Genomic DNA, 25,872 nt, shown 5'->3' on the forward strand with positions numbered 1-25,872 from the left:
ATGCAAGGCGCTCATCTCCGACATCAGCCTCCCGCACCCGGCCGCAAGCCGGTGCCGCGCGGTGCCAGCCGAATGGTGGCGAAAGAGCCGATGTCCGCGCGCCTGCCGAAAGCCAATTTCGGCTTTCTGAAGAGCCTGTTCTGGCCGGTGCTGCTGGTGGCGCTGGGGTTCGGTACCTACGAAGGCGCACAGCGTTTGCTGCCGTACGCCGACCGGCCGATCACCAAGATCGCGGTGCAGGGCGACCTCAGCTACATCAGTCAGCAGGCGGTGCAGCAGCGAATCGCCCCTTATGTGGCGTCGAGCTTCTTCACTATCGACCTGGCCAGCATGCGCACCGAGCTGGAGCAGATGCCGTGGATCGCCCATGCCGAAGTTCGCCGGGTGTGGCCGGACCAGGTGGTGATCCGCCTCGAAGAGCAACTGCCGGTGGCCCGCTGGGGTGACGAGTCGCTGCTGAACAACCAGGGCCAGGCGTTCACGCCAAAGGAGCTGGCGAACTACGAACACCTGCCACAGTTGTTCGGTCCACAACGGGCCCAGCAGCAAGTGATGCAGCAATATCAGGTGCTGAGCCAGATGCTCAGGCCGCTGGGCTTCTCGATCGCGCGTCTGGAATTGCGTGAACGCGGCAGCTGGTTCCTGACCACCGGTGCCGGCAGTTCCGGCCCCGGCATCGAGTTGCTGCTGGGACGCGGCAACCTGGTGGAAAAGATGCGCCGCTTCATCGCCATCTATGACAAGACGCTTAAAGACCAGATTACGAACATTGCGCGCATCGATCTGCGCTACGCCAACGGCCTCGCTGTTGGCTGGCGGGAACCAGTAGCGCCGACGACAGCCCAACCCGCTGTCGCAAAGAATTAAGAAGAGGCAGGACCCATGGCAAACGTGCAAAGCGGCAAAATGATCGTCGGTCTGGATATCGGCACCTCCAAGGTGGTGGCGCTGGTAGGCGAGGTTGCGGACGACGGCACGCTGGATATCGTCGGTATCGGTACTCACCCGTCCCGCGGCCTGAAGAAGGGCGTGGTGGTGAACATCGAGTCCACCGTGCAATCGATCCAGCGCGCGATCGAAGAAGCCCAACTGATGGCGGGCTGCCGCATTCACTCGGCGTTCGTCGGCGTGGCCGGCAATCACATCCGCAGCCTGAACTCCCACGGCATCGTGGCGATTCGTGATCGTGAAGTCAGCTCCGCCGACCTCGAGCGCGTGCTCGACGCCGCCCAGGCCGTGGCGATCCCGGCTGACCAGCGCGTGTTGCACACCCTGCCGCAGGATTACGTGATCGATAACCAGGAAGGCGTGCGCGAGCCACTGGGCATGTCCGGCGTCCGTCTGGAAGCCAAGGTTCACGTGGTCACCTGCGCCGTCAACGCCGCACAGAACATTGAAAAATGCGTGCGCCGCTGCGGTCTGGAAATCGACGACATCATTCTTGAGCAACTGGCCTCGGCCTACTCGGTACTGACCGACGACGAAAAAGAACTGGGCGTGTGCCTGGTCGACATCGGCGGCGGCACCACTGACATAGCGATCTTCACCGAAGGCGCGATCCGCCACACCGCGGTGATCCCGATTGCCGGTGACCAGGTGACCAACGACATCGCCATGGCGTTGCGCACCCCGACCCAGTACGCCGAAGAGATCAAGATCCGCTACGCCTGCGCCCTGGCCAAACTGGCCGGTGCCGGCGAAACCATCAAGGTGCCAAGCGTCGGCGACCGTCCACCGCGCGAACTGTCGCGTCAGGCCCTGGCCGAAGTGGTCGAGCCGCGTTACGACGAGCTGTTCACCCTGATTCAGGCCGAGCTGCGTCGCAGCGGCTACGAAGACCTGATCCCGGCGGGCATCGTCCTGACCGGCGGTACCTCGAAGATGGAAGGCGCCACCGAACTGGCCGAGGAAATCTTCCACATGCCGGTGCGCCTGGGCGTGCCACATGGCGTCAAGGGCCTGGATGACGTGGTGCGCAACCCGATTTATTCCACTGGCGTTGGCTTGCTGATGTACGGCCTGCAAAAGCAGTCCGACGGGATCTCGTTCTCGGGCATCGGCAGCCGCGACAGCTACAGCAACGAAGAGCCACAGGCGCCGTTGCTGGACCGATTGAAGAAGTGGGTTCAAGGCAACTTTTAAAAGCAGCTCGGAGCTTCAAGCTTCAAGCGGCAAGCAGTAGCAGTAGATGCACCGCAACAAACAGCAGTAGGCGAAAAAACTAGAGAATGTAAGGAGAGGGAAAATGTTCGAACTCGTAGACAACATCCCCGCAAGCCCGGTAATCAAAGTTATCGGTGTTGGCGGTGGCGGCGGCAACGCAGTCAATCACATGGTCAAGAGCAACATCGAAGGCGTCGAGTTCATCTGCGCCAACACGGATGCTCAAGCGCTGAAAAACATCGGCGCGCGTACCATCCTGCAATTGGGCACCGGTGTGACCAAAGGCCTCGGCGCCGGCGCCAACCCGGAAGTCGGCCGTCAGGCTGCGCTGGAAGATCGCGAGCGCATCGCTGAAGTGCTGGCCGGCACCAACATGGTGTTCATCACCACTGGCATGGGCGGCGGTACCGGTACCGGTGCTGCACCGATCATCGCCGAAGTGGCCAAGGAAATGGGCATCCTGACCGTTGCGGTCGTGACCCGTCCGTTCCCGTTCGAAGGCCGCAAGCGTATGCAGATCGCCGACGAAGGCATCCGCATGCTCTCCGAAAGCGTCGACTCGTTGATCACCATTCCCAACGAAAAGCTGCTGACCATCCTCGGTAAAGACGCAAGCCTGCTGTCGGCATTCGCCAAGGCTGACGATGTACTGGCTGGTGCCGTGCGCGGTATCTCCGACATCATCAAGCGTCCGGGCATGATCAACGTTGACTTCGCCGACGTGCGTACCGTGATGAGCGAAATGGGCATGGCGATGATGGGCACTGGCTGCGCCAGCGGTCCGAACCGTGCACGTGAAGCCACTGAAGCGGCCATCCGCAACCCGCTGCTGGAAGACGTGAACCTGCAAGGTGCGCGCGGCATCCTGGTGAACATCACCGCCGGTCCTGACCTGTCCCTGGGTGAGTACTCCGACGTGGGTAGCATCATCGAAGCCTTCGCTTCCGAGCACGCAATGGTCAAGGTCGGTACCGTTATCGATCCGGACATGCGCGACGAGTTGCACGTCACCGTGGTTGCCACCGGTCTGGGCGCAAAAATCGAGAAGCCTGTGAAGGTCATCGACAACACCGTTCACACGTCGATGGCAGCGGCTCAGGTTCAACAACCGGCGCCTGCACGTCAGGACGCTCCGGCAGTGAACTACCGTGACCTCGACCGTCCGACCGTCATGCGCAACCAGGCTCAGGCCGGTGCTGCGACTGCCGCGAAGATGAACCCGCAGGACGATCTGGACTACCTGGACATCCCGGCATTCCTGCGTCGTCAGGCCGATTGATGGAATGTATCAGGGCTATGACGGTGATTGGTGTTCAGCAAAGGCTCGGTCTGCTATTATCGCCAGCCTTTGTTGATACCAGTTCGCAATTTGCGCTGAAGCGGCCCAAGCCATGATTAAACAACGCACACTGAAAAATATTATCCGTGCCACAGGTGTAGGCCTGCACTCCGGGGAGAAGGTCTACCTGACCCTCAAGCCTGCGCCTGTCGACACTGGCATTGTGTTTTGTCGCGCTGACCTCGACCCCGTGGTGCAGATTCCTGCCCGCGCGGAAAACGTCGGTGAAACCACTATGTCGACGACGCTGATCAACGGCGACGTCAAAGTGGACACGGTAGAGCACTTGCTCTCGGCCATGGCTGGCCTGGGCATCGATAACGCCTACGTCGAGCTCTCCGCGTCCGAAGTCCCGATCATGGATGGCAGCGCTGGACCGTTCGTATTCCTGATTCAATCGGCAGGCCTGGAAGAACAGGACGCCGCCAAGAAATTCATCCGCATCCTGCGTGAAGTGACAGTGGAAGACGGCGACAAGCGCGCCACTTTCGTGCCTTTCGAAGGGTTCAAGGTGAGCTTCGAGATCGACTTCGATCACCCGGTTTTCCGGGACCGCACCCAAAGTGCAAGCGTGGATTTTTCCAGCACTTCGTTCGTAAAAGAAGTCAGCCGCGCGCGTACTTTCGGTTTCATGAGTGACATCGAGTACCTGCGCAAGCACAACCTCGCACTCGGCGGCAGCGTTGAAAACGCGATCGTGGTGGATTCCGATGGTGTACTGAACGAAGACGGCCTTCGCTACGAAGACGAATTCGTGAAGCACAAGATCCTCGATGCAATTGGCGACCTGTACCTGCTGGGCAACAGCCTGATTGGTGAGTTCAAAGGCTTCAAGTCCGGTCATGCACTGAACAACCAGCTGCTGCGCAAGTTGATTGAGCAGACAGATGCGTGGGAAGTCGTGACGTTCGAAGACGCCAGCACTGCACCGATCTCTTACATGCGCCCGGTTGCGGCGGTGTAAGTAAAAAACCTCTCTAGTTTTTTGAAGGCCATCCTTGGATGGCCTTTTTTTATGCCTGTGGTTTCTCTAGTGCCTGATCCGGCCTCATCGCTGGCAAGCCAGCTCCCACAGGGATTTGGGGTGAATTGAATATCTGCAAATAACCGGAAATCTGTGGGAGCTGGCTTGCCAGCGATAGGGCCAGTCCAGGCAACACACTTATCAGGCAGCCACCACCACCCGATTCCGCCCATTATCCTTGGCCTGATACAACGCCTTGTCCGCCGCGAACAGCAATTGCTCCAGCGTCATCTCACTCGCCGCCGTCCAGGTTGCGATGCCGATACTCACCGTCATCGGCCGCTCAGCCCCGTCGACCAACGGCAACTGCTCCACCGCCAGGCGAATGTGCTCGGCAATCTGTTGCGCGCCATGACCGTCGGTCTCGGCGATAATTACCGAAAACTCCTCCCCGCCGTAACGCGCCACCAGATCCGCCGGTCGCCGCACATTTTCCGTGATGACCCTGGCCAGCGTCTGCAACGCCAGATCCCCGGCCTGATGCCCGTGACGGTCGTTGAAAGCCTTGAAGTGGTCAGCGTCGATCATCATCACCGACAACGGCAAGCCCGAGCGTTGCGCGCGAAACCATTCGTGGCGCAAGGTCAGATCGAGCATGCGCCGGTTGGCTACACCGGTCAGCGCATCGGTGGCGGCCAGTTGCGCCAGTTCGCGTTCGGCGCGCTGGCGTAAACGCAGTTCGCGGGCGAGCAGCCACGTCAGCCACAACAGTCCGACGCAGAGCACGCCGGTGGCGCTGCTGATCAAAATCGCGGTACGCCGCCAGGTGCCAAACACCTCGTCGCTGGACAGCGCCACCATCACCGTCAGCGGCAGATTGCCGACCCGCGAATAGGTGTAGAGGCGTTGTTGATGATCCATGCTCGAGATGCTGGTGAAACTGCCATTGCCATCCTTGTCGGCGAGAATCCGCACCACATTGGGCCGGCTGCCAAAACTCTTGCCGATGGAGTTGCTTTGCAGATAAGGCTTCTGCGCCAGCAATACGCCGTCGTTGTTGATGATGTTCAGCGTGCTGTCTTTACCGATGTCGAGGCTATTGAACAGCTGATCGAAGTAGTCGAGTTTCATCGACGCCACGGCTACGCCGGCAAATTCGCCGGTGTCCGAAGAGATCCGCCGACTGAAGCTGATGCGCCACTGGTTGGCGTCGTCGCAATCGCAGCGGGTCTTGAACGGGCGGCTGATAAACATGCCGATGTCGCGGTTGAGCGCGTGGGCGAGGAAGTAGTCGCGGTCGGCGAAATTGCCCGGTTTGGGCTCGATGCGCGATGAGTCGGCGACCACGTTGCCCTGTTTGTCGAGCAGCAGGATATCGCCCTTGAAGCGCGCGGTGGTCGACCGGTCGAACAGCGCCAGATGGCGGATTTGCGGAGTGACGTCGCGCAAGTCATCGCGTTGCGCGGCAGCGATCAGACCTTGCAGAGTCAGGTCGTACAACTCGACGGTACGCAGTACGTCGGCGTCGATCAGTTGCGCGATGGTGGTCGCGCTGCGGGTCGCCGTTTCCCGAGCGTTGGCGTGTTCGCGAATCAGCAGGAACGTGACGATGCACACAATCGCGATCACCGTCAGCAAACTGCCGCAGATCAGCAGCAATTCGGGACGTCCGGTCTTGCTCGCAGGGGAGGTACGGCTGGCGATCATGGTTGGGCTGTCGGTCGGGAAGGTTTTATTAGCTTAGTTGCCTGCAGTCGGTGACGGTAATTCCATTGTGGGAGCGGGCTTGCTCGCGAAAGCGCAGTGTCATTCAACTTCGATGTCGACTGACACGGCGCATTCGCGAGCAAGCCCGCTCCCACAGGGGGACATCACTCTACTCGAGACCGTGGTGCCGCAGTGATCTTAGAAGACGTTGATCGGGTAGTCGACAATCACGCGGTATTCATCGGTGTCAGTGTCGATTGCGCCGTAGCCGTTACCGCCACAGTTGCTCGCCCATTGCAGGCGTACCGCGAGATCTTTCGCCTGGCCGCTTTGCACCACGTATTTCAGGTCGATGTCGCGCTCCCAGTGTTTGGCGTTGCGACCGTCGGCGCTGTACCACGAAGCGTAGCCTTTGCTGGCCGGATCGACCTTGGTCAGGTCCACGGTGCCACGCGAATAGGCGACCGCCGAGGTCAGGCCGGGCAGGCCGAGGCCGACAAAGTCATAGGCGTACTTGAGTTTCCACGAGCGCTCGTTCGGGCCGTTGAAGTCCGAGTACTGCTGGGAGTTGTCGAGGTAAACGCTGTCGCCCTGGCTGATGTAGTCGAACGGCGTGTTGCCGTTGACCCGCTGGTACGCGGCCGTGACGCTGTGGCTGCCGATGCCGACGGTGAAATGCACGCTGTAGGTGTTGTTGTCGATGTTGCCCAGCAGCGCGTCGCCGGTGTCTTGCGTATGGTAGAAGTGCAGGCCCGGGTTGAGGCTGACCAGCTCGTTCAACTGCCAGGTGTAATCCAGGTCGTAGTAGTACTGGTTCCAGATGTCCTTCAGCTCGGCGGCGTACAGGTTGCTGGTCAGGCCTTCGACGCCGCTCCAGGAAACCCCGGCCCAGTTCAGGTGCCGGCTTTGCTCGCCGTCAGCGAGCTGGCCGTACGAGGTGCCGATGCGCTGGCGACCGCTCTGGTTGTAAGGCTTGGTGAAACTGGCCTGGCCACCTTCGAACATCCAGCCGTCGAAGCTGTGATTGGTCAGGCTGACACCGCGAAAGGTCTGCGGCAGCATGCGGCTGTCACCGCCGGCAATCACCGGGTTGGTGAGGAACAGGTCGCCGGCCTTCAGCTCGGTATCAAAGGCCCGCATTTTCAGGGTGCCGCCCGTCGTCGAGAACGAACCCGGTGCCTTGCCGTTGCCATCGCTGACCGGCAGGATGCTGGAGCCATCGGTACCGCCACCGCCGTCGAGCTTCAGCCCGAGCATGGCGTGGGCATCGATACCGAAACCGACCGTACCTTCGGTGTAACCCGACTGGAAGATTCCGAGAAAACCCTGGCCCCACTCGATGTTGTCGTCCGCCTGCTGCAGACGGTTGCGATTCATGTAGTAGTTGCGCGCGTTGAGATTAAGGCTCGAACCTTCGACGAAACCTTCCTTGGCGGCTTCGTCGGCATGGGCGGCGGGGGCAATCGTTGCGGCGATTGCAATGAACAGCGGGGTGAAACTGACTGGGTAACGCACTTGCGATGGAGCTCCTTGGGTCAACTGACACCTCAGTGTCTTGAGGTGTGGGAGATTTCTTGTTGTTACAGACGAACCAGACGGCTTTCAGACCACAACGAAAAAAGGCCGCTGAACAGCAGCGGCCTGGAATGACGACGGTTGAACGGGAAGAGCCAAACAACCGCGTCGAGGGAAATTTTTCGCGGTGCGCGACTCAGCTGTCTTTTTCGCTCGCTTGAGCCTGGGAGTTGGCGGCCTGTGGGGCTTGCGAGGCGTCTTGCGACTTGACCATCACTTCTGCCTGAGACTGTTCGAACGCGTGAGCGCGAGCGGCATTCTGCGCTACGAACGACTGCGATTCTTCAGCCATCGCCATGGGCGACAGGATCAACGAGGACAAAACGAAAGCGCTGGCAATACCCATACTGTTGGACATCTGGAAAACCTTCTTGCTTGGCAAGTGCTGTTTGGTGCGGGCAAAGATAAGGTTGCCGGGCACCGGGAAACAGCGTGATTTTCATAAATGACTGTTACAGCACAAGCAAAAATCACCCCCTCACCCCAACCCTCTCCCCTAGGGGGGAGAGGGGGAAAGGGAGCAGATCTTCATGCTTATCAAAGCCTGAGTTCGACTGGATATTTCAGGTCGGCGTACTTCGAAAAAACACCTCGGTCAGTCCCCTCTCCCTTTGGGAGAGGGTTAGGGTGAGGGGCTTCTCAGACCGGCAAATGAATCCCGAACGTATTCATCCCGCGATCACTGCGCACAAACACATCCCCGCCATGCATCAGCGCAATCGCCTTGACGATCGCCAGCCCCAGCCCATGGTTGTTGCCACTGTTGCTGCGCGAGGCATCGACCCGGTAGAAGCGTTCGAACAGGCGCGGCAAGTGCTCGCTGGCAATCGGCGATCCGGGGTTGGCCACGCCGATGCTGACCTGATGCTCCTCGACCTCGATGTGCACCTCGATCACCTGGCCCGGTTCAGTGTGCTGCACCGCGTTGCTCAGCAGATTGATCAACGCCCGCCGCAGATGGGCGATCTCGATGCGCACCTGCGCATCGCCACTCACATGCACCTGCACTTGCGCGTCTTCGAGGATGAAATCCAGGTATTCCAGCGTGGTCGCGACTTCATCGGCCAGCGATGTTTCGGTGAGTTTGGTCGCCTTGCTGCCCTGGTCGGCGCTGGCGAGAAACAGCATGTCGTTGATGATCGAACGCAAGCGCTCCAGCTCTTCGAGGTTCGATTGCAGCACTTCGAAATAGTGTTCGGCGGAGCGTCCGCGAGTCAAGGCGACCTGGGTCTGGCCGATCAGGTTGGTCAGCGGTGAGCGCAGTTCATGGGCGACATCGGCGTTGAACGACTCCAGGCGTGAATAGGCCTGTTCAACGCGCTCCAGGGTTGAGTTGAACGACTCGACAAACTGCTCAAGCTCCGGCGGCAACGGCGACATCCGCAGGCGTCCGGCGCGCAGCGGCGGGGCCAGACGCTGGGCTTCGTGGGACAGTTTGATCAGCGGCTTGAGGCCGATCCGCGCCACCCAATAACCCAATGCCGACGCCAGCAGCACCCCGATAATTGCCAGGCTGATCAAGGCGATCAGCAGGTGGTGCTGGGTCTCGTGGAAGGTCTCGGTGTCGATGCCGATCATGAAGCGCAGCGGCGGGCGCTGATCCTTGGCCGGCAGTTCGGTCAGCAGCACTTTCAGCGGGTAGCGATGCTCGGGCAACTGCAGGTCTTGCATGCCCGTCGGGCCGTTGGCGAAGGCGCGGATCCGCGCGTCCGGCTCGCCGTACTCGTAACCGGAATTCCCGCTGACCACCCAGAAATGAATGCGCTTGTCTTCTTCGCCAAGCAGCTTGAGCTTGGCATTGATCTTCACCCAATGCTCGGGGGTGCCATAACGATTGAGCGCCGATTCCAGCACGCTGTAACGCGCATCCAGCTCGGCTTCCGGCAGCAGGCCCAGGCCCTTGTCGACCTGTTGATACAGCGCGCCGCCGATCAACAGAAACACCAGCAGCGCCACCAGCGTAAACATCCCGCTCAGGCGCAGCGCGATCGAGTTACTGGACACCACGGCTCTCCAGCACATAACCCATGCCGCGAATGGTGTGCAGCAGTTTCTCGTCGAACGGCCCGTCGAGCTTGGCCCGCAGGCGTTTGATCGCGACTTCGACGACGTTCGCGTCACTGTCGAAATTGATGTCCCAGACCATCTCGGCAATCGCGGTTTTCGAGAGGATTTCACCCTGCCGCCGCGCCAGAACGCTGAGCAGCGAAAACTCTTTCGCGGTCAGATCCAGCCGCGTGCCGGCGCGGGTCGCCTTGCGGCTGATCAGATCGATCCACAGGTCGGCGATGCTCACTTGCACCGGTTCATGGCCGCCGCTGCGCCGGGTCAGCGCTTGCAGACGGGCCACCAGTTCGAGGAAGGAAAACGGTTTGCCGAGGTAATCGTCGGCGCCGTCGCGCAGGCCCTTGATCCGGTCTTCGACCCGCTCGCGGGCGGTGAGCATGATCACCGGGGTCTGCTTGCGTGCACGCAAAGCGCGTAGCACACCGAAACCATCCAGCCCCGGCAACATCACGTCGAGGACGATCACCGCGTAGTCGCCTTCCAGCGCCAGGTGCAAGCCTTCGACGCCGTCGCGGGCCAGATCCACGGTGTAACCCTGTTCCGTCAGACCGCGGTGCAGATAGTCCGCGGTTTTTTCTTCGTCTTCGATAATCAGAACGCGCATGACCCTGCCTCAGTCCGTGGTTGCCAGTGCCGGCAAAGGTTCTGGCTTGCGCCGATGGAACAACCGCTCCAGCCACAAGTATATGACCGGCGTGGTGAACAGCGTCAGCATCTGGCTAACCAGCAGACCACCCACCACCGCGATCCCCAGCGGCTGGCGCAGTTCGGCGCCGGTGCCATAACCGAGCATCAGCGGCAGAGCGCCGAGCAGGGCGGCGAGGGTGGTCATGATGATCGGCCGGAACCGGGTGATGCACGCCTCGTAAATTGCGTCCTGCGGCGGCAACCCGCGATGGCGTTGCGCCTCAAGGGCAAAGTCGATCATCAGGATGCCGTTTTTCTTGACGATACCGATCAGCAATACCAGGCCGATCAAGGCCATGATCGAAAAGTCCTGGCCGCAGATCCACAGCATGATCACCGCACCGAGACCGGCGGCCGGCAGCGTTGAGATGATCGTCAGCGGGTGCACGAAGCTCTCGTAAAGCACGCCGAGAATGATGTACACCGCCACCAGCGCCGCGAGAATCAGCCACGGCTGACTGGCCAGCGAACTCTGAAATGCCTGCGCCGCGCCCTGGAAATTGCCGCTGATCGCGGTCGGCATGCCGATCTCGGCCTTGGCCTGATTGAGCAGAATCACTGCATCGCCCAACGCCACACCGGGCGCGAGGTTGAAGGACAGGTTGGCAGCGGGGAACATGCCGTCGTGGGCAATCGACAGCGGGCCGATGGTTGGCGCATCGAATCTGGCCAGCGCTGACAGCGGCACCATCTCGCCACTCAGCGGCGAGCGCAGGTAGAAATAGTTGAGGCTTTCGGCCTTGCCGCGCTGTTTGGTGTCCAGCTCCAGAATCACGTTGTATTGGTTGACCTGAGTCTGGAATTCGTTGATCTGGCGTTGGCCGAAAGCGTCGTACAACGCCTCGTCGACATCGCTGGCGGTCAGGCCGAAACGTGCGGCGGCGCTGCGGTCGATACTGATGTGAGTGATACTGCCGCCCAGTTGCAGGTCGTTGGAAATATCGCGGAACGCCGGGTTGCTGCGCAGCTTTTCCGTGAGGCGCTGGGTCCAGGTGGCAAGGGTTGGGCCGTCGTTACTCTTGAGCACGTATTGGTATTGCGCGCGGCTCGGGCCGGAGCTGAGGTTGATGTCCTGGCCGGCGCGCAGGTAGAGAACGATGCCTGGGACTTTCATCAGTTTGGGACGAATCCGGTCGATGAACTGGCTGGCGCTGACATCACGCTCGCCGCGTTTTTTCAGGGCGATCCAGAAGCGTCCGTTGGCGATAGTCTGGTTACTGCCGGACACGCCCACCGAGTGAGAAAACGCCTGCACGGCCGGATCGGCGGCGACAATTTCGGCCATCGCCAGATGCTTTTTCACCATGTCGCCGTAGGAAATATCCGCAGCGGCTTCGGTGGTGCCGAGCACAAAACCGGTGTCCTGCACCGGGAAGAAGCCCTTGGGGATAAAGATGTAACCGCCAATCGCCATGGCCAGCGACAGGCCGAACACGCCGATCATCAGTTTCTGATGGGCGAGGGCGCGGCGCAGGCCTTTTTCGTACCAGCCGAGCAGGCGTTCGCTGAAGCCCGGTTTGGCGTGAGCGTGGTGCACCGGTTTGCGCATGAACAGCGCGGCCAGCGTCGGCGCCAAGGTCAGCGACACCACCACGGAAATCATGATGGTCGAGGTCGCGGTCAAGGCGAACTCCTTGAACAGCCGCCCGACCACGCCGCCCATGAACAGCAGCGGAATGAACGCCGCCACCAGTGAGAAACTGATCGATACCACGGTGAAACCGATCTCGCCGGCACCCTTGATCGCCGCGTCGCGCATGCTGTCGCCGGCCTCCAGATGCCGGTGGATGTTCTCCACCACCACAATCGCATCGTCGACCACAAAGCCCACCGCCACGACAATCGCCACCAGCGTCAGGTTGTTCAGGCTGAAGCCCAGGAGGTACATCAGGGCGAAACTGGCGGTCAGCGACACGCCGAGTACCGCGGAGACAATCATGGTCGCCGACAACTGCCGCAGGAACAGCGCCATCACCGCCACCACCAGCAGAATCGCGATCAACAGGGTGATCTCGACTTCATGCAGCGAGGCGCGGATGGTCTGGGTGCGGTCAATCAGGGTTTTCACCTGCACCGACGCCGGCAACATGGCTTCGAGGCCGGGCAGGGCGGCTTGAATGCGGTCCACGGTTTCCACGATGTTCGCGCCGGGCTGGCGCGAGATCACCAGGTTCACCCCGGGCCGGTCACCGGCCCAGGCTTGCACGTAGGCATCTTCCGAGCCGTTGACCACTTTAGCGACATCGCGCAGATGAACCGGCGCGCCGTCCTTGTAGGAAACGATGAGCTGGCTGTAGTCCTCGGGGTGGAACAGCTGGTCGTTGGTCGACAGCGTGGAAATGCTCGACTCGCCATATAGCGCACCTTTGGCGAGGTTGAGGCTGGTCTGCTGGATCGCCAGACGAATGTCGGCCAGGGTCAGGCCGATCGCCGCCAGTTTGTCGGCCGAGGCTTGCACGCGGATCGCCGGACGTTGCTGACCGGTGATATTGATCTGGCCTACACCGTCGATCTGACTGATCTGACGTGAGAGCAGGGTTTCCACCAGGTCGCTGAGTTCGGTGCCGGGCATCTGCGTCGAGCTAACGCTGAGGATCAGCACTGGGCTGTCGGCCGGATTGACCTTCTTCCAGGTCGGCAGGGTCGGCATGTCCTTGGGCAGTTTGCCGGCGGCGGTGTTGATTGCCGCCTGGACTTCCTGGGCGGCGGTGTCGATGCTCTTGTCGAGGGTAAATTGCAGGGTCAGCAGGGTCGAGCCGAGCGCACTGCTGGAGGTCATCTGGGTCATGCCGGGGATGGCGCTGAATTGCACCTCCAGCGGCGTGGCCACGGACGAGGCCATGGTGTCGGGACTGGCACCGGGCAGCTGTGCCGACACCTGAATTGTCGGAAATTCCGCCTCCGGCAGTGGGGCAATGGGCAAGCGCGGGAAGGCAATCGCGCCGACCAGTACCAGCGCAAACGTCAGCAGAATCGTCGCCACCGGGTGATCGATGCACCAGGCGGACACGCCTTTGTGCGTCGTCATGGTTTCGGCTCCGTTTGCACCACTTGCGGCGGCTCGCTCATGACCTGCACGGTGGCGCCGGGTTTGAGCCGCGACTGGCCATCGGTCACCAGCACGTCACCGGCCTTCACGCCTTTGATGATGTCCTGGCCACTGCCCTGATAAACCATCTGTACTTGTACGGCTTCGACCTTGTCGCCATTGACCCGATAAACAAAGTGTTGGTCGAGGCCACGTTGTACGACGGTGGGCGGTACCACCAGCGCATCCTTGTCCAGCGCCGTCTGAATTTTTACCGTCACCAGCAGGCCGGGCCAGAGTTTCTGGCTGGCGTTGTCGAACTCGGCCTTGGCGCGGATGGTGCCGGTGTTGGCGTTGATCTGGTTGTCGATCAGGGTCAGGTGACCTTCGCCAAGCAGGTTGGCGGTTTCGCCGTCGCTGTCGGCGCCGATGTAGGCCTTGACCTGCGCGTGCTGCGGATCGTTGATCAGGCCTTGCAGGGTCGGCAGCATTTGCTGGGGCAGGGAGAATTCCACGGCAATCGGATCGATCTGGGTCACGGTGAACAGACCCTGGGCATCAGCCATGCGCAGGAAGTTGCCTTCATCGACAGTACGAATCCCGACGCGGCCGGTGACCGGGGAGCGAATCTGTGTGTAGGAAAGCTGCACCTGTGCCGCATCAATTGCGGCCTGGTTGCCTTGGGCGGTGGCTTTCAGTTGATTGACCAGTGCCTGTTGCTGGTCGTAGGTCTGTCTGGAAACCCCGTCGTCGACGCTGAGCAGTTTGTAGCGTTTGAGATTGACCAGGGCGACTTGCAGTTGCGCCTGGCTCTCGCCCAGTTGCGCGCGGGCCTGGTCGAGGCTGGCGCGGATCGAGCGGTCGTCGATGGTGGCGAGCAGGTCGCCTGCTTTGACGAGCTGGCCTTCCTTGACGAGGATTTTGGTGAGGATGCCGTCGACCTGGGGGCGTACGACGACGCTGTGCAATGAGAGTACCGAGCCGATGCCGCTGGTGTAGCGTGGGACGTCTTTTTCGCTGACCGCTATGACGCGCACCGGGATGGCGGTCGGGGTGGTCAGTTTGGTCGGGGCGGGTTTTGTGGCCCACCATATGCCTGCGGCGGCCAGCAGGATCACTAGGGCTAGCAGGGCTTTGTTTTTTTGGATTCGCATGCGGGGTGGGCGCCGGAAGTCTGGAGTTTGGGCAGGTTGGGTCTTTATAAACTGGTTTGGGGGTCAGGAGGGTGACGGCTGGCTGTCAGCGCTGTCAGTTTCGGGTGAACTTGGCGGCCTTTGGGCCGACCATGTTCTTGGGGTTTTGAGTGTTTATCCGTTGCTTCGGGTGTTGCGGCTGGCGGTTTCGCCCTTACGGCGAGTCACTTTGGCAAACGCCCCAAAGTAACCAAAGGTCTGTGCCCCAACGTTCGGCCCTCGCCGTGGCTCGGGTTCCTTCGCTCCGGGATTCATCCGGGGGCATCGCCTACGGTTTGCTTCGCTGCACCTCCTCTCGATGTGTGTGGCTGCGCCGCACGGTCGCTGCGCTCCCACCCCCGGATGTATCCCTCCACTCAGCCTGCCGACGGGGCCGGTGGATCAAGATCAAGAGCTGCAGCCGAGCTAACGCTCATCCTGTTGAGTGGTAAGAAGCGGATGCGGTCTGCTTTGGCTGTTCTGTGGGAGCGGGCTTGCTCGCGAAGGCGGCCTGACAGCCGACCTGTTTCTTCAGGTTGAACACATCCCCTGTAGGAGCTGCCGAAGGCTGCGATCTTTTGACTTTGGCTTTTCAAAATCAAAAACAAGATCAAAAGATCGCAGCCTTCGGCAGCTCCTACAGGGGGGGGCGTTGGTGTTTAAGCGTGTGTGAAAAAACCAGAACCTTCCCACAAGGTTTTCAGGTTGTCCGTCGGAAGCCCGGTCTCTAGGCTTTGGTTGTCACCGCAAATCGGTGATCGGGTGTGAGAGCCCGATAAGAGGTTTTAATCAAGCGTCAGCCGCACCATAATCGCCGCCAGCTAATTGGCTGCGCGCGATTTTATATGGCGGCTGTGTGCGGGCGGACTTCGGTCCGGCCGGGTTGATCTCTTACCGGTTTCTCACTCCGTACATAGCTGCCACCTCTTCGTCGCGTGAGAAACGACAGAGGATGGCCTTAATCAGATGATTAGAGATCAATCCAATGTCTAAACTCGTTCCCGATCCCCCAATAGAAACCAATTCCCCACTCGCCGAAGCCATCCACGCAGAGGACCTCGCGAAAAACCGCGAAGCCATCAAACGCGCGCTCGATTTCTACCTCAGTCCCAATCCCGTCAAACCACGCCTTTCCAGTTCGATGTTTCTGGTCGACCCGAACATCGACACCGAAAGCTTGCTCGCCCATGCGTGTGAATCCCTGGCCTCGGCCAATGTGATGGCCAGCGACTTCGCCGATCAGCTCAGTCGTCCGCAACGCAGCACGGCGCTGGCCATCCAGCAGATTGTCATGCTCGCCGAGCTGGCGGTAAACCGGGCCCTGGATCGGGTTGATCCCCGTACCTAGTCGGTCGGATAGCGCCGTCGTTCATTGCGAGCAGGCGAAGGTCTAAAGGGGAAGGTGTTCCACCTGTGAGAGCAAGCTTGCTCGTTGAAATCATGCCAGGGGTGGACGTCGATGTGGACACCTATCGCAATGCCTGCAGCCATAAGGCGCTGCCGCTGTCCATGAGCTATCAAGCATTGAAGGCTTTCAGCGACAAGGACATCGTCACCATCACCTACCTGCAAACCGTTCGGCGTGCGCTGCAAATCTTCAGGTGCTGTCGAGAGGCGCGCAGGTATACTGCGCGCTTCGCGGCTCACTGTTCGGGCCCGATTTTTTGCTTTGCGGAGCTTTTATGACTTCCCCGATCCAACCGCCGGTTGACGACGCCGTGAGCGATGTCCCGGCCGAACTGACTGACGCCAGCGAAACCAAACCCGAGATCCCGGCTTTCAAGTTCCCGTTCAAACCGGGTGAACTGGCCGCGGCCAAGGGTTCGAATCAGCCGTGGTACAAGAACGGCGCCAAGAACGGCCACACCAAGACCCCGGGCATGGCGCCGCCGGGCACGCGTCGTTCGATGGGTAAGCGCTGAGTTTCAGGTTGTTCTTGGATATTGGCTGCGTTTTTCGGGCGCGGTGACGGCGTTCATTGCAACTTTCTCATTTCCTGTACGGCGTCGGAGTTGACGGGAATGTGAGGTTGCCTGAGCCGACCTCATCGCTGGCAAGCCAGCTCCCACATGTTTCTCGAGTGTTCACATGATGTGTGCACCACACAGAATCCTGTGGGAGCTGGCTTGCCAGCGATGGGGCCAGTTCGATCTCTACAAAAAAACGATCAAACCGCCCGCAGAGAGATAAACGCATACGTCCGCGCCGGCTCCGTCACCACCTGCGCCCCGGCTGCCAGCAACTGCCCGGCCACGTCATCACCGGACAAATGGAACAGCCATTCACTGGACGTCTCGCCCAGCGGCTGCGCTGAAACCTGGTCAATCACCGCAGCAAACGCGCCCATCTCCGGCAAATACGCGGTAAACCCATCGCCCTTGAGAGCGGTGGTGTGAATGCCCAGCGCGGCGCAGATCGCTTCTTTGAGGCGGATGTCATCCCGATCGGCCTGGCGTGAGCGCTGGATCAGTTCGAGCAAGTCCTGATCGACCAGCTCGCCGCCGGCGATCAACAGCGGCCCCTGTTGCCACGACTCAGGCGGGCAATCCTTGGCGGCCGGGTTGAGCGGAATGTGTGGGTTGATTTCGGCGGGATAGATCCTGCACACCAGCGGCCGGCGCTCATAGATGCGGCACAGGTTGTCTTCGTCAAGATTCCGGCAACGACCGACGTTGTAGGCGGCGAAGGTGATTGCCACGTGGGCTTGCGTCGTACCGCTGCGCACGACCAGTGAACGCCGTTCGGCGTGTTCACGCTGCTGCGTCGGCAAGCCCAGGCCGTTGCCGAGAAAAGCCTCCACCAGCACGATCACCTGCCCGCCATCCGCCGCCCACATGCGGGCTTCGGCGAGGGTCAGGGGCACATGGTGGTCGGTGCAGCATTTGCCGCAACCGACGCAGGAAAACGTCGTATTCATCGAGCGATCATTCTTCAATCCGGGGGCGAAACGGCGACTTAAAACCGCCGTGCAGAACCGGATCGAAGCAAGTTATGCGCCATTCACTGCGCCTTGGCGCCTGGGCGGATCGAGTCCCATTCGGTGACGAACGCGGTTTTCGATTTTTTGTTGTACAGGCACAGCTCGCTGCCTTGTTGGCCTTTCATGTGTTTTTGCGGGTATTGGCCTTGCAGCAACACGGCGGTGTAGCCGACGCGGTCATCGAATTGCGCGGGTGTGCCGACGGGTTTGGCGTCCTTCAGGCCGCTGGCCTTGATGCAACTGGCGAGCACGGTCTTGTCGTAGGCTGCCCAGGCGTCGGGGCTGGAGGCTTGGGCCTGGGAGGCAAGGGCGGTGAAGCAGAGGAGGCTGAGGGTAAGGGCTTTCATGATTGGCGTCCTTGATTGTGGGGGCCAAGGTTGGAGTCTGCCCAGAGAGGGAAGTTGCCGGTGCCGGCCTCTTCGCGAGCAAGCCCGCTCCCACAATTTGAAATGCATTCCAAAATGTGGGAGCGGGCTTGCTCGCGAAAGCGGTAGTTCAGTCCGGCACCAATTCCCGGCGGACTACATACATCCCGGCACTTTCATACAGACGCTGCGCCCGCAGGTTGTCTTCCAGCACCTTCAGATCAATAAAGCCTTCGCGCCGTTGCTGAAACACCTTGAACGCATTCAACAGCAACGCCCGGCCCAGGCCACGGCCCTGCATGCGCGGATGCACCACCAGATTCTTGATATACGCACTGGTCCAGCACTGCGCCACGCCAACCACGCCTTCGGCATCGCAGGCGATAAAGCACAATTCGGGATTGTATTCGGGGTCGCTCTCAAAGCGTCGTTGCCACTCATCAAGCGCGGGCACCCGACCGCCACCTTCGCGGTAGCCGAGTTGCATCAACTGATGCACGGCCAACGCCAGTTCCGGTCGGTAGGTGCTCAGCTCGACACCTTCCGGCCAGCGGATCGGCGGCACGTCCTGGCGCAGGTCGCGGCGCATCAGCCAGCAATAGGTCTCGGCCAAGACTCAGTGACCGTTGGCCGCGACGTGTTTGGCCGCTTCGATCAGGCGCTGGGTCAACTCCGGCGAGGAGAATTTGGTCAGCACGCCGTTCGCGCCGGCCAGTCGGGCTTTTTCGGCGTTCATCGCGCTGTCGAGCGAGGTGTGCAGCAGCACGTAGAGGTGGGCGAAGTCCGGGGTTTCGCGCAGGGTGCGGGTGAGCGCGTAGCCATCCATCTCGGACATTTCGATGTCGGAGACGATCAAGTTGATCTGCTGCGCGGTGCCTTGCAGGTCGAGCAGGCAGTCGATGGCTTCCTTGGCGCTGCGGGCGGTATGGCACTGCAGACCGAGATTGCGCAGGGTGTGCACCGATTGCTGCAGAGCCACCTGACTGTCATCGACCACCAGAATCCGCGCATTGCCGAGGACTTCGGCGTCCTCCATGGTCAGGTCGGTCGGGGCCATTTCGATCTGCGCCGGGGCGATGCTGTGGATGACTTTTTCGATGTCCAGCACCTGCACCAGCGTGCCATCGACCGAGGTCACGCCAGTGATGTAGGCGCGCGAGCCGCCGGAACCAAACGGCGGCGGCTTGATGTCGGTGGTCAGGCAATGGACGATCTTGCTCACGGCCTGCACGTGCAGACCCTGTTTCGAACGGCTGACATCGGTGACGATCAGGCAGCCGCCGTTCGGGTCTTCCAGCGGGCGTTCGCCGATGGCGCGGCTGAGGTCGATGACCGATAGCGAGGCGCCGCGCAGAGTGGCGATGCCTTTGACGTGCGGGTGCGACTCCGGCAGTTTGGTCAGCGGCGGGCAGGGGATGATTTCACTGACTTTCAGCAGGTTGATCGCCATCAGCTTGCCGCTGCGCAAGGTAAACAGCAGAAGCGAAAGTGAGTCTGCGCGGGCTTTGGTGGAAGACATATAAACCTTCTGTGGAAAAAGGTGATGGGCGAGGGTGGATATCGCCAGAAACCATTGATGCCGGGTTATCGGCGTTAAAGGGGTGGGCTTTAGGTCAGTTGTCGGGCTAGGTACAGATCAAAAGCCAAAGCCAAAGCCCCTCACCCCAGCCCTCTCCCGGAGGGAGAGGGGGCCGACCGAGCTGTCTGGTGTGCTACATCGACCTGAATGACCGAGTCGATTATGGATTCAGTAAGATCTTTCAGGTCGGCGTATTTCCGAAGCATCCCCGGATCGGTCCCCTCTCCCTCTGGGAGAGGGCTAGGGTGAGGGTGCGCTTTTAGCTCTTCATGCCCAAACGCTTGGCCATCCGCCCCAGATTCGCCCGATCCAGCCCCAGCTCCCGCGCCGCGCTCGCCCAGTTATCCTGATTCCGCTCCAGCGCCGCGCTGATCAACTGTCGCTGATAGGCCTCGGTGGCGCTGCGCAGATCGCCGGTCGGTAACGGCGCGGCATTCACCTGCGCAACCGCCTCAACCGAGTTATCCACAACCTCACGCGGCAAATCCAGATCCGCCGCGCTCAAGCTGAGAATCTTCGGCCGCACCTTGCAGTTGCCCAGCGCCTTCAAGGCACTGCGCCCGATCAAGTGTTCCAGCTCGCGCACGTTGCCCGGCCAAGTGTAGGCGAGCAACGCCTCCTGGGCGTCGCTGCTCAGGCGCAGGCTGTTGAGGCCCATGCGCGAGCGGTTCTGTTCGAGAAAGAAGCCGCTGAGCAGCAACACATCGCGGCCGCGATCGCGCAGCGCCGGGACGCGCAACGGGTACACGCTCAAGCGGTGATAGAAGTCGGCGCGGTAGCGGCCGCTGCGCACTTCTTCGGCCAGATCGCGGTTGGTGGCGGCGATCAGGCGCACATCGACCTGATGCTCCTTGTCCGAACCGAGCCGCTGCAACTGGCCGCTCTGCAGCACGCGCAGCAACTTGGCCTGCACGGTCAGCGACAGTTCGCCGACTTCATCGAGAAACAGCGTGCCGCCATTGGCCAGTTCGAACTTGCCGCGACGGTCGCTGGTGGCACCGGTAAAGGCGCCGCGTACGTGGCCGAACAGTTCACTCTCGACCAGGGTGTCGGGCAGCGCGGCGCAGTTGAGGCTGATGATCGGTTTGCCGGCGCGCGGGGAGGCGGCGTGGATCGCCTGCGCCACCAGCTCCTTGCCGACCCCGGTTTCACCGGTGATCAGCACGGTCAGGTCGCTGCCGCCGACCAGATTGATTTCTTCCACCAGGCGTTTGTGCGCCTTGCTCTGGCCGATCATCTCGCGCTGCTGCTGACCACTGGCCTGGCGGTAGACCTCGGCGCGCTGGTGCTCGTCCTCGGCGCGCAGCGCCAGGCGTTCGATGCGTTCGGCAGCGTTGACCGTGGCCGATGCGAGGCTGGCGAAGGCTTGCAGGGCATCGAGTTCGATCGGTTCGAAACGCTGCGGGTCGAGGGCGTCGAGGGTGATCAGGCCCCAGAGTTGTTCATCGACAAACAGCGGGCAGCCGAGACAGTCGTGCACTTCGAGATGATCGTCAAGGCCGTCGACCAGACCGTCGTAGGGGTCAGGCAAGTCGCTGTCGGCGGCGAACCGTGTCGGCCCGGCGCCCGCCAGCAGGATCTCGAAACGTGGATGTTCGTTGACCTTGAAGCGCCGGCCGAGGGTGTCGGTGCTCAGGCCGTCCACCGCCAGCGGCACCAGCCATTCGCCGTCAAGGCGCAGCAACGCGGCAGCGTCGCACGGCAGCAGGGCGCGCATGGCTTCAAGCAGGCGCCGGTAGCGCTCGCCTTCTGGCAGTTCGCGGGACAGGTCGGAAACCAGTGGCAGTAATGTGGTGAGCAGGGATTTGGCGATCATGGGCGTGTAGTCAAACAGACTCGATGTGGTCAATACGACTATAAAGCGATGCGTGTCGAAATGACCATTAAAAATATAAGCTATTGATTTATATGAATAATAAACTTGGCACAAAAACTGATAAGCCTAAGGTAATTCTCAAAAAGCTCAGGAGTCACTCTTATGCTTAGCGTTCAGGATCGTGCCATCGTCAAATCCACCGTACCGCTGCTGGAAAGCGGCGGTGAAGCGCTGATCACGCATTTCTACCGCATGATGCTCTCTGAATACCCTGAGGTCCGCCCGCTGTTCAATCAGGCGCACCAGGCAAGCGGCGACCAGCCACGTGCCTTGGCCAACGGTGTGTTGATGTACGCCCGGCACATCGAACAACTGGATCAGTTGGGCGATCTGGTGGCGAAAATCATCAACAAGCATGTGGCCCTGCAGATCTTGCCGGAGCATTACCCGATTGTCGGCACCTGCCTGCTGCGCGCCATCTCCGAAGTGCTCGGCGAGGAAATCGCCACGCCTGAAGTGATGAGCGCGTGGGGCGCCGCTTACGGGCAACTGGCGGAAATCCTGATCGGCGCCGAAACCGCGATCTACGACCAGAAGGAGCAAGCGCCCGGCGGCTGGCGCGGGGCGCGGACGTTCATCGTGGCGGCCAAGGTCGAGGAGAGTGCGGAGATCACCTCGTTCTACTTCGAACCGGCGGACAAGGGACCGATTCTCGCCGCCGAGCCGGGCCAGTACATCGGCATGAGGCTGATCCTCGAGGGCGAAGAAATTCGCCGCAACTACTCGCTGTCGGCGCTGGCCAACAAAGGTCAGTACCGCATCAGCGTCAAACGCGAACCGGGTGGCCGCGCGTCCAACCATTTGCACGATCAGTTGCACGTCGGCGCGAGCATTCAGCTGTTCCCGCCATCGGGCGAATTCACCCTGAGCGCCAGCGACAAACCGCTGGTGCTGATCAGCGGCGGCGTCGGCATCACGCCGACTCTGGCGATGCTCGAAGCGGCGCTGCAAACCGAGCGTCCGGTGCACTTTATCCACTGCGCGCGCAACGGCAGCGTGCATGCCTTCCGCGACTGGATCGACGGCCTGGCGGCGCGTCACCCGCAGCTCAAGCGCTTCTATTGCTATGCCGAGGACGACGGCGTTAGCCCGGCGGCGGACAAGGTCGGGATGTTGAGTCAGGAGTTGCTGGGTGAATGGCTGCCGGCGGAGCGGGATGTCGATGCGTACTTCCTTGGGCCGAAGGGTTTCATGGGCGCGATCAAGCGGCATCTGAAAGCGCTGGGGGTGCCGGAGCAGCAGAGTCGGTATGAGTTCTTCGGGCCAGCGGCGGCTTTGGAATGATCTGAAACCGGGTTGCCTTCATTCGCGAGCAAGCCCGCTCCCACAGGATTTGTAGCGTGGACGACGCTGAACCTGTGGGAGCGGGCTTGCTCGCGAAAGCCGTTATACGGCTCTGATTATTAAATTCTGTTTAAAGGTTAATCGTTTCTTAACCGGTTTATCGTTTATTCCCCGATGCTGATGATAGGCGCTCGTTCGTTTAACTGATCAGGATCGCCGCCATGTCGCACAGTATCTTTTCCTCTCGTTTGAGCCTGGTAACTCTCGGCCTGTCAGCCGCGTTGCTGGCCAGTCCGTTTGTGTCTGCCGAATCAGCCTTGATTGCACCGCAGAGCCTGATCGTCGATCAGAGTCTGCCCAAGGCTCAGCGCGAGGCGATGGAGTTGGCGGCACGGCGTTACGGCAGTTTCTGGAACAGTGGGGAAGAAGCTTTGGCCACGGCAGCCTTGTCGCCGCAGTTTGTCGACAAGACCCCGCCCGAAGGTCGGGTGCAGGGGCCGAGCGGGCCGTTGCTGGCGTCGAAATTCTTTCGTACGGCAGTGCCGGACCTGAGTTGCGAGATCGAGCAAATGATCATCGCAGGTGATCGCGTGGTGGTGCATCTGCATTTTCGCGGCCACTTCACTGGCACGTTCAAGGCTCTTAAAGGACAGGGCCAGCGTGTAGACTTCCGGGCAACCGATATCTATCAGATCGACAACGGTCGCATTGCGGCCAATTGGCATATCGAAGACAACATCAGCCTGATGGCGCAACTGCAAGCGCAGCCGCCGGCCAGCTGAACCATGAACACACAAGGGAAACGCGATGAGCGAGGAAACGATTCGACTGGGACGTGAGCGGCGCTTTCTGGTGCTGCTGGGCATTATCTGCCTGGCGTTGATTGGTGGCGCGCTGTACATGCAGGTCGTGCTAGGCGAGGCGCCATGCCCGCTGTGCATTCTGCAGCGTTATGCATTGCTGCTGATCGCGCTGTTCGCCTTCATTGGCGCGGCGATGCGCACACGACGCAGCATCACTGTTTTCGAAGTGCTGGTGGTGATCTGCGCGATTGCTGGCGCTGGCGTCGCCGGGCACCACGTCTACACCCAGTTCTTTCCGGCAGTAAGCTGCGGCATCGATGTGTTGCAGCCGATAGTCGACGACCTGCCGCTGGCGAAGATCTTCCCGCTGGGCTTCCAGGTCGACGGTTTCTGCTCGACGCCGTACCCGCCGATCCTCGGTCTTTCGCTGGCGCAATGGGCACTGCTGGCCTTCGTGCTGGTGGTGATCCTGGTGCCGCTGCTGACCACGCGTAACCGAAAAGCCCTGCGCTGAATCAATTTTTCGGCGCACAGGCCGATACAGAAAACGCCCCGATTTGCGGATCAGCCGCACGGGGCGTTTTGCATTTCAGAGTGTTTGTGAAATCAGCGTGACGAACGGCAATGAAGGGTGCGACAGGTGTGCGACATGTTGTCACACACGCCGCGCCGCAGGGCATGGCCGTGACCCGGATTGGCGTAATGTTACAAAAAAGGATTGGCCTCTTCCGGCAATTCTCTGGTTTTGCACGCAGGTTCCAGAACAGGCAGTTTTAACAGGCGCCGTGGGATGGCCAAAGGCCTTGGAATATCGGGCCTTACGCTGATTCAGCACTGGGAAAAAGCCTTCGGAGCTGTCTGAACTTGGGTGAAAAGACCCACAGTTTTTACTGTTTTTGTTGAGAACGGATTTCGATAACATGCGTCACTTTTGCAAAATCGGTGAGGGATTGTTGCTCTGAGCGATAAAAATTATTTCGGGATAAGACATGGTGTATAGGGCGCTACCTATCTACAATCGCCCGCACTGAATTCCCGGCGCTGTTCGGCCTTTACAGGAACCGAGCAGGAAGTCGGGTGTCGAGCCAGCCGGAAGGCTTGTGAGCCACCCAGGTGTCGGTGCCTTTCCAACTTTCCGCACCAAATGGAATTGGTCTGTAACAAGGCCTTTGACCACGAATTCGAATAAGAACTGACCGCTGTCCCAAGGTTTTGTCGAGCGTCTGACGTGCGACGGGCGGCCCTTATTCAATCCAAAGAAAATGCCAACCCTTGGCAGGGTGAAGTGTTGGCGATCAAAACCCAACTGCATTGCGCAAGCTGCTTTAGAGGTCGTGAGATGAGTAAAAACAGGTACCCCAGATTACTAGGCCTAGTGCCGCTGCTCGGCACGTTGTTGCTGGGAGGCTGCAACATGACCCTGCTCAATCCAACGGGCCAGGTCGGCCTGGAACAGCGCAACCTGATCATCACCGCCACACTGCTGATGCTGTTGGTCGTTGTGCCGGTTATCGTCATGACCTTCCTGTTCGCCTGGAAGTACCGCGCTTCCAACAAGGACGCCGTGTACACCCCGAAATGGTCGCACTCGACCAAAATCGAAGTGGCGGTCTGGACCATTCCGGTCCTGATCATCATTGCCCTGGGTTACATCACCTACATTTCGACCCACAAGCTGGACCCGTATCGTCCGATCGAATCCGACGTCAAGCCGGTGACCATCGAAGTCGTTGCGCTGGACTGGAAGTGGCTGTTCATCTACCCGGAACAAGGCATTGCCACGGTCAACAAGATCGTGTTCCCGGCGCACACCCCGGTGAACTTCCGCATCACCTCCGACGCGGTGATGAACTCGTTCTTCATCCCGGGCCTGGGCGGCCAGATCTACGCGATGGCGGGCATGACCACCAAGCTGCACCTGATCGCTGACCGCAACGCTGAAATGGACGGTATCTCCGCCAACTACAGCGGCGCTGGTTTCACCGGTATGAAATTCAAAGCGATCGCAACTTCTCAGGAAGATTTCGACGCCTGGGTAAGTGAAGTCAAAAAGGCACCTAAACAGCTTGAACCAGCTGAATACGCAGCCCTTGCCAAGCCAAGCCAGAACAATCCAGTCGAGCTCTACTCCTCGGTCACGCCGAACCTGTTCCAGACCATCGTCGACAAGTACGAAGGCATGAAACCGGGCAAGCCGCTGAAGCACGAGAAGAAAGAGAAAGAAGTGGCGGCAACGGACATGGACTCGAATTCGCATTCAGCTGCCGGGGCAGAGGAGTAAAC

23 protein-coding genes are annotated in these 25,872 nt (G+C 60.4%); 11 read left to right on the top strand and 12 right to left on the bottom strand.

The annotated features are described in order from the left end of the window. From ACXR0M_RS11815 to lpxC, 4 genes are all read left to right on the top strand, one after another. On the top strand, positions 1–867 hold the full coding sequence (locus ACXR0M_RS11815; protein ID WP_007961636.1) for a cell division protein FtsQ/DivIB: 867 nt from the start codon (positions 1–3) through the stop codon (positions 865–867). 15 nt (positions 868–882) lie between these two features. Continuing rightward, positions 883–2,142 carry a cell division protein FtsA gene (gene ftsA / locus ACXR0M_RS11820; protein WP_458832048.1) on the top strand — a complete coding sequence of 420 codons (1,260 nt, stop codon included), beginning with the start codon at positions 883–885 and terminating at the stop codon, positions 2,140–2,142. 103 nt (positions 2,143–2,245) lie between these two features. After that, positions 2,246–3,442 (top strand): cell division protein FtsZ, encoded by a 1,197-nt coding sequence (gene ftsZ, locus ACXR0M_RS11825; RefSeq protein ID WP_458832049.1) that lies wholly within the window; start codon positions 2,246–2,248, stop codon positions 3,440–3,442. A 112-nt stretch (positions 3,443–3,554) separates the two neighbouring features. Next, positions 3,555–4,466: a UDP-3-O-acyl-N-acetylglucosamine deacetylase gene (gene lpxC / locus ACXR0M_RS11830; RefSeq protein WP_007961638.1), complete on the top strand. Its 912-nt coding sequence runs from the start codon at positions 3,555–3,557 to the stop codon at positions 4,464–4,466. Positions 4,467–4,667: 201 nt separating this feature from the next. Here lpxC and ACXR0M_RS11835 read toward each other — a convergent pair whose 3' ends face one another. The 7 genes from ACXR0M_RS11835 to ACXR0M_RS11865 form a co-directional block, all read right to left on the bottom strand. Further along, entirely contained in the window at positions 4,668–6,173 is a 1,506-nt protein-coding gene (locus ACXR0M_RS11835) for a sensor domain-containing diguanylate cyclase (protein WP_458832050.1), read from the bottom strand. A gap of 198 nt (positions 6,174–6,371) precedes the next feature. Next, positions 6,372–7,688, bottom strand: a complete 1,317-nt coding sequence (locus ACXR0M_RS11840) for an OprD family porin (protein ID WP_458832051.1) — start codon at positions 7,686–7,688, stop codon at positions 6,372–6,374. Positions 7,689–7,884: 196 nt separating this feature from the next. After that, positions 7,885–8,106 (bottom strand): hypothetical protein, encoded by a 222-nt coding sequence (locus ACXR0M_RS11845; RefSeq protein ID WP_458832052.1) that lies wholly within the window; start codon positions 8,104–8,106, stop codon positions 7,885–7,887. A 281-nt stretch (positions 8,107–8,387) separates the two neighbouring features. Beyond that, complete coding sequence (locus ACXR0M_RS11850; RefSeq protein ID WP_458832053.1) at positions 8,388–9,752, bottom strand: heavy metal sensor histidine kinase; 1,365 nt, start codon at positions 9,750–9,752, stop codon at positions 8,388–8,390. After that, positions 9,742–10,419: a heavy metal response regulator transcription factor gene (locus tag ACXR0M_RS11855; RefSeq protein WP_025109277.1), complete on the bottom strand. Its 678-nt coding sequence runs from the start codon at positions 10,417–10,419 to the stop codon at positions 9,742–9,744. Before ACXR0M_RS11855 ends, ACXR0M_RS11850 begins: the two co-directional genes overlap by 11 nt. Positions 10,420–10,428: 9 nt before the next feature. Beyond that, a complete protein-coding gene (locus tag ACXR0M_RS11860; RefSeq protein ID WP_458832054.1) occupies positions 10,429–13,530 on the bottom strand; it encodes a multidrug efflux RND transporter permease subunit in 3,102 nt (1,033 codons plus the stop codon). Further along, positions 13,527–14,684 (bottom strand): efflux RND transporter periplasmic adaptor subunit, encoded by a 1,158-nt coding sequence (locus ACXR0M_RS11865; RefSeq protein WP_458832055.1) that lies wholly within the window; start codon positions 14,682–14,684, stop codon positions 13,527–13,529. Before ACXR0M_RS11865 ends, ACXR0M_RS11860 begins: the two co-directional genes overlap by 4 nt. Before the next feature lie 1,003 nt (positions 14,685–15,687). On the opposite strand from ACXR0M_RS11865, the gene ACXR0M_RS11870 reads away from it, so the two are divergent. From ACXR0M_RS11870 to ACXR0M_RS11880, 3 genes are all read left to right on the top strand, one after another. After that, complete coding sequence (locus ACXR0M_RS11870; protein ID WP_458832056.1) at positions 15,688–16,050, top strand: DUF6124 family protein; 363 nt, start codon at positions 15,688–15,690, stop codon at positions 16,048–16,050. A 77-nt stretch (positions 16,051–16,127) separates the two neighbouring features. Continuing rightward, positions 16,128–16,388 carry a hypothetical protein gene (locus ACXR0M_RS11875; protein ID WP_458832057.1) on the top strand — a complete coding sequence of 87 codons (261 nt, stop codon included), beginning with the start codon at positions 16,128–16,130 and terminating at the stop codon, positions 16,386–16,388. After that, entirely contained in the window at positions 16,385–16,624 is a 240-nt protein-coding gene (locus ACXR0M_RS11880) for a hypothetical protein (RefSeq protein ID WP_047296393.1), read from the top strand. Before ACXR0M_RS11875 ends, ACXR0M_RS11880 begins: the two co-directional genes overlap by 4 nt. A 245-nt stretch (positions 16,625–16,869) precedes the next feature. Here the strand turns inward: ACXR0M_RS11880 and ACXR0M_RS11885 are convergent, their stop codons facing one another. From ACXR0M_RS11885 to norR, 5 genes are all read right to left on the bottom strand, one after another. Further along, positions 16,870–17,619, bottom strand: a complete 750-nt coding sequence (locus ACXR0M_RS11885; RefSeq protein WP_458832058.1) for a YkgJ family cysteine cluster protein — start codon at positions 17,617–17,619, stop codon at positions 16,870–16,872. A gap of 83 nt (positions 17,620–17,702) precedes the next feature. Further along, complete coding sequence (locus ACXR0M_RS11890) at positions 17,703–18,029, bottom strand: hypothetical protein (RefSeq protein WP_458832059.1); 327 nt, start codon at positions 18,027–18,029, stop codon at positions 17,703–17,705. A 148-nt stretch (positions 18,030–18,177) separates the two neighbouring features. Further along, entirely contained in the window at positions 18,178–18,636 is a 459-nt protein-coding gene (locus ACXR0M_RS11895; protein ID WP_458832206.1) for a GNAT family N-acetyltransferase, read from the bottom strand. Between the two features lie 27 nt (positions 18,637–18,663). Continuing rightward, complete coding sequence (locus tag ACXR0M_RS11900) at positions 18,664–19,566, bottom strand: chemotaxis protein CheW (RefSeq protein ID WP_458832060.1); 903 nt, start codon at positions 19,564–19,566, stop codon at positions 18,664–18,666. A gap of 319 nt (positions 19,567–19,885) precedes the next feature. After that, entirely contained in the window at positions 19,886–21,442 is a 1,557-nt protein-coding gene (gene norR / locus ACXR0M_RS11905; protein ID WP_458832061.1) for a nitric oxide reductase transcriptional regulator NorR, read from the bottom strand. A gap of 162 nt (positions 21,443–21,604) precedes the next feature. Here norR and hmpA point away from each other — a divergent pair, with 162 nt between their 5' ends. The 4 genes from hmpA (at position 21,605) to cyoA (ending at position 25,870) form a co-directional block, all read left to right on the top strand. Then, positions 21,605–22,786, top strand: coding sequence for an NO-inducible flavohemoprotein (gene hmpA, locus ACXR0M_RS11910; RefSeq protein WP_458832062.1), 1,182 nt, complete (start codon positions 21,605–21,607; stop codon positions 22,784–22,786). A gap of 221 nt (positions 22,787–23,007) precedes the next feature. Beyond that, the gene (locus ACXR0M_RS11915) at positions 23,008–23,568 is read left to right on the top strand and encodes an ester cyclase (protein ID WP_458832063.1); all 561 of its coding nucleotides are present in this window, start codon (positions 23,008–23,010) and stop codon (positions 23,566–23,568) included. Positions 23,569–23,593: 25 nt separating this feature from the next. After that, positions 23,594–24,103: a disulfide bond formation protein B gene (locus ACXR0M_RS11920; protein ID WP_458832064.1), complete on the top strand. Its 510-nt coding sequence runs from the start codon at positions 23,594–23,596 to the stop codon at positions 24,101–24,103. A gap of 825 nt (positions 24,104–24,928) precedes the next feature. Next, entirely contained in the window at positions 24,929–25,870 is a 942-nt protein-coding gene (gene cyoA / locus ACXR0M_RS11925) for a ubiquinol oxidase subunit II (protein WP_207847883.1), read from the top strand. Positions 25,871–25,872: the final 2 nt, after the last annotated feature.

The sequence above is a fragment of the Pseudomonas sp. Eth.TT006 genome, assembly GCF_054456575.1.

Coding starts and splice junctions, on each gene's coding strand:
- ACXR0M_RS11920 (WP_458832064.1), top strand. CDS start 23,594: ATGAGCGAGGAAACGATTCGACTGGGACGTGAGCGGCGCTTTCTGGTG.
- ACXR0M_RS11860 (WP_458832054.1), bottom strand. CDS start 13,530: ATGACGACGCACAAAGGCGTGTCCGCCTGGTGCATCGATCACCCGGTG.
- ACXR0M_RS11845 (WP_458832052.1), bottom strand. CDS start 8,106: ATGTCCAACAGTATGGGTATTGCCAGCGCTTTCGTTTTGTCCTCGTTG.
- ACXR0M_RS11855 (WP_025109277.1), bottom strand. CDS start 10,419: ATGCGCGTTCTGATTATCGAAGACGAAGAAAAAACCGCGGACTATCTG.
- hmpA (WP_458832062.1), top strand. CDS start 21,605: ATGCTTAGCGTTCAGGATCGTGCCATCGTCAAATCCACCGTACCGCTG.
- ACXR0M_RS11900 (WP_458832060.1), bottom strand. CDS start 19,566: ATGTCTTCCACCAAAGCCCGCGCAGACTCACTTTCGCTTCTGCTGTTT.
- ftsZ (WP_458832049.1), top strand. CDS start 2,246: ATGTTCGAACTCGTAGACAACATCCCCGCAAGCCCGGTAATCAAAGTT.
- ACXR0M_RS11890 (WP_458832059.1), bottom strand. CDS start 18,029: ATGAAAGCCCTTACCCTCAGCCTCCTCTGCTTCACCGCCCTTGCCTCC.
- ACXR0M_RS11880 (WP_047296393.1), top strand. CDS start 16,385: ATGACTTCCCCGATCCAACCGCCGGTTGACGACGCCGTGAGCGATGTC.
- ACXR0M_RS11835 (WP_458832050.1), bottom strand. CDS start 6,173: ATGATCGCCAGCCGTACCTCCCCTGCGAGCAAGACCGGACGTCCCGAA.
- ftsA (WP_458832048.1), top strand. CDS start 883: ATGGCAAACGTGCAAAGCGGCAAAATGATCGTCGGTCTGGATATCGGC.
- ACXR0M_RS11895 (WP_458832206.1), bottom strand. CDS start 18,636: ATGCGCCGCGACCTGCGCCAGGACGTGCCGCCGATCCGCTGGCCGGAA.
- ACXR0M_RS11815 (WP_007961636.1), top strand. CDS start 1: ATGCAAGGCGCTCATCTCCGACATCAGCCTCCCGCACCCGGCCGCAAG.
- ACXR0M_RS11870 (WP_458832056.1), top strand. CDS start 15,688: ATGTCTAAACTCGTTCCCGATCCCCCAATAGAAACCAATTCCCCACTC.
- cyoA (WP_207847883.1), top strand. CDS start 24,929: ATGAGTAAAAACAGGTACCCCAGATTACTAGGCCTAGTGCCGCTGCTC.
- ACXR0M_RS11915 (WP_458832063.1), top strand. CDS start 23,008: ATGTCGCACAGTATCTTTTCCTCTCGTTTGAGCCTGGTAACTCTCGGC.
- ACXR0M_RS11885 (WP_458832058.1), bottom strand. CDS start 17,619: ATGAATACGACGTTTTCCTGCGTCGGTTGCGGCAAATGCTGCACCGAC.
- norR (WP_458832061.1), bottom strand. CDS start 21,442: ATGATCGCCAAATCCCTGCTCACCACATTACTGCCACTGGTTTCCGAC.
- ACXR0M_RS11865 (WP_458832055.1), bottom strand. CDS start 14,684: ATGCGAATCCAAAAAAACAAAGCCCTGCTAGCCCTAGTGATCCTGCTG.
- lpxC (WP_007961638.1), top strand. CDS start 3,555: ATGATTAAACAACGCACACTGAAAAATATTATCCGTGCCACAGGTGTA.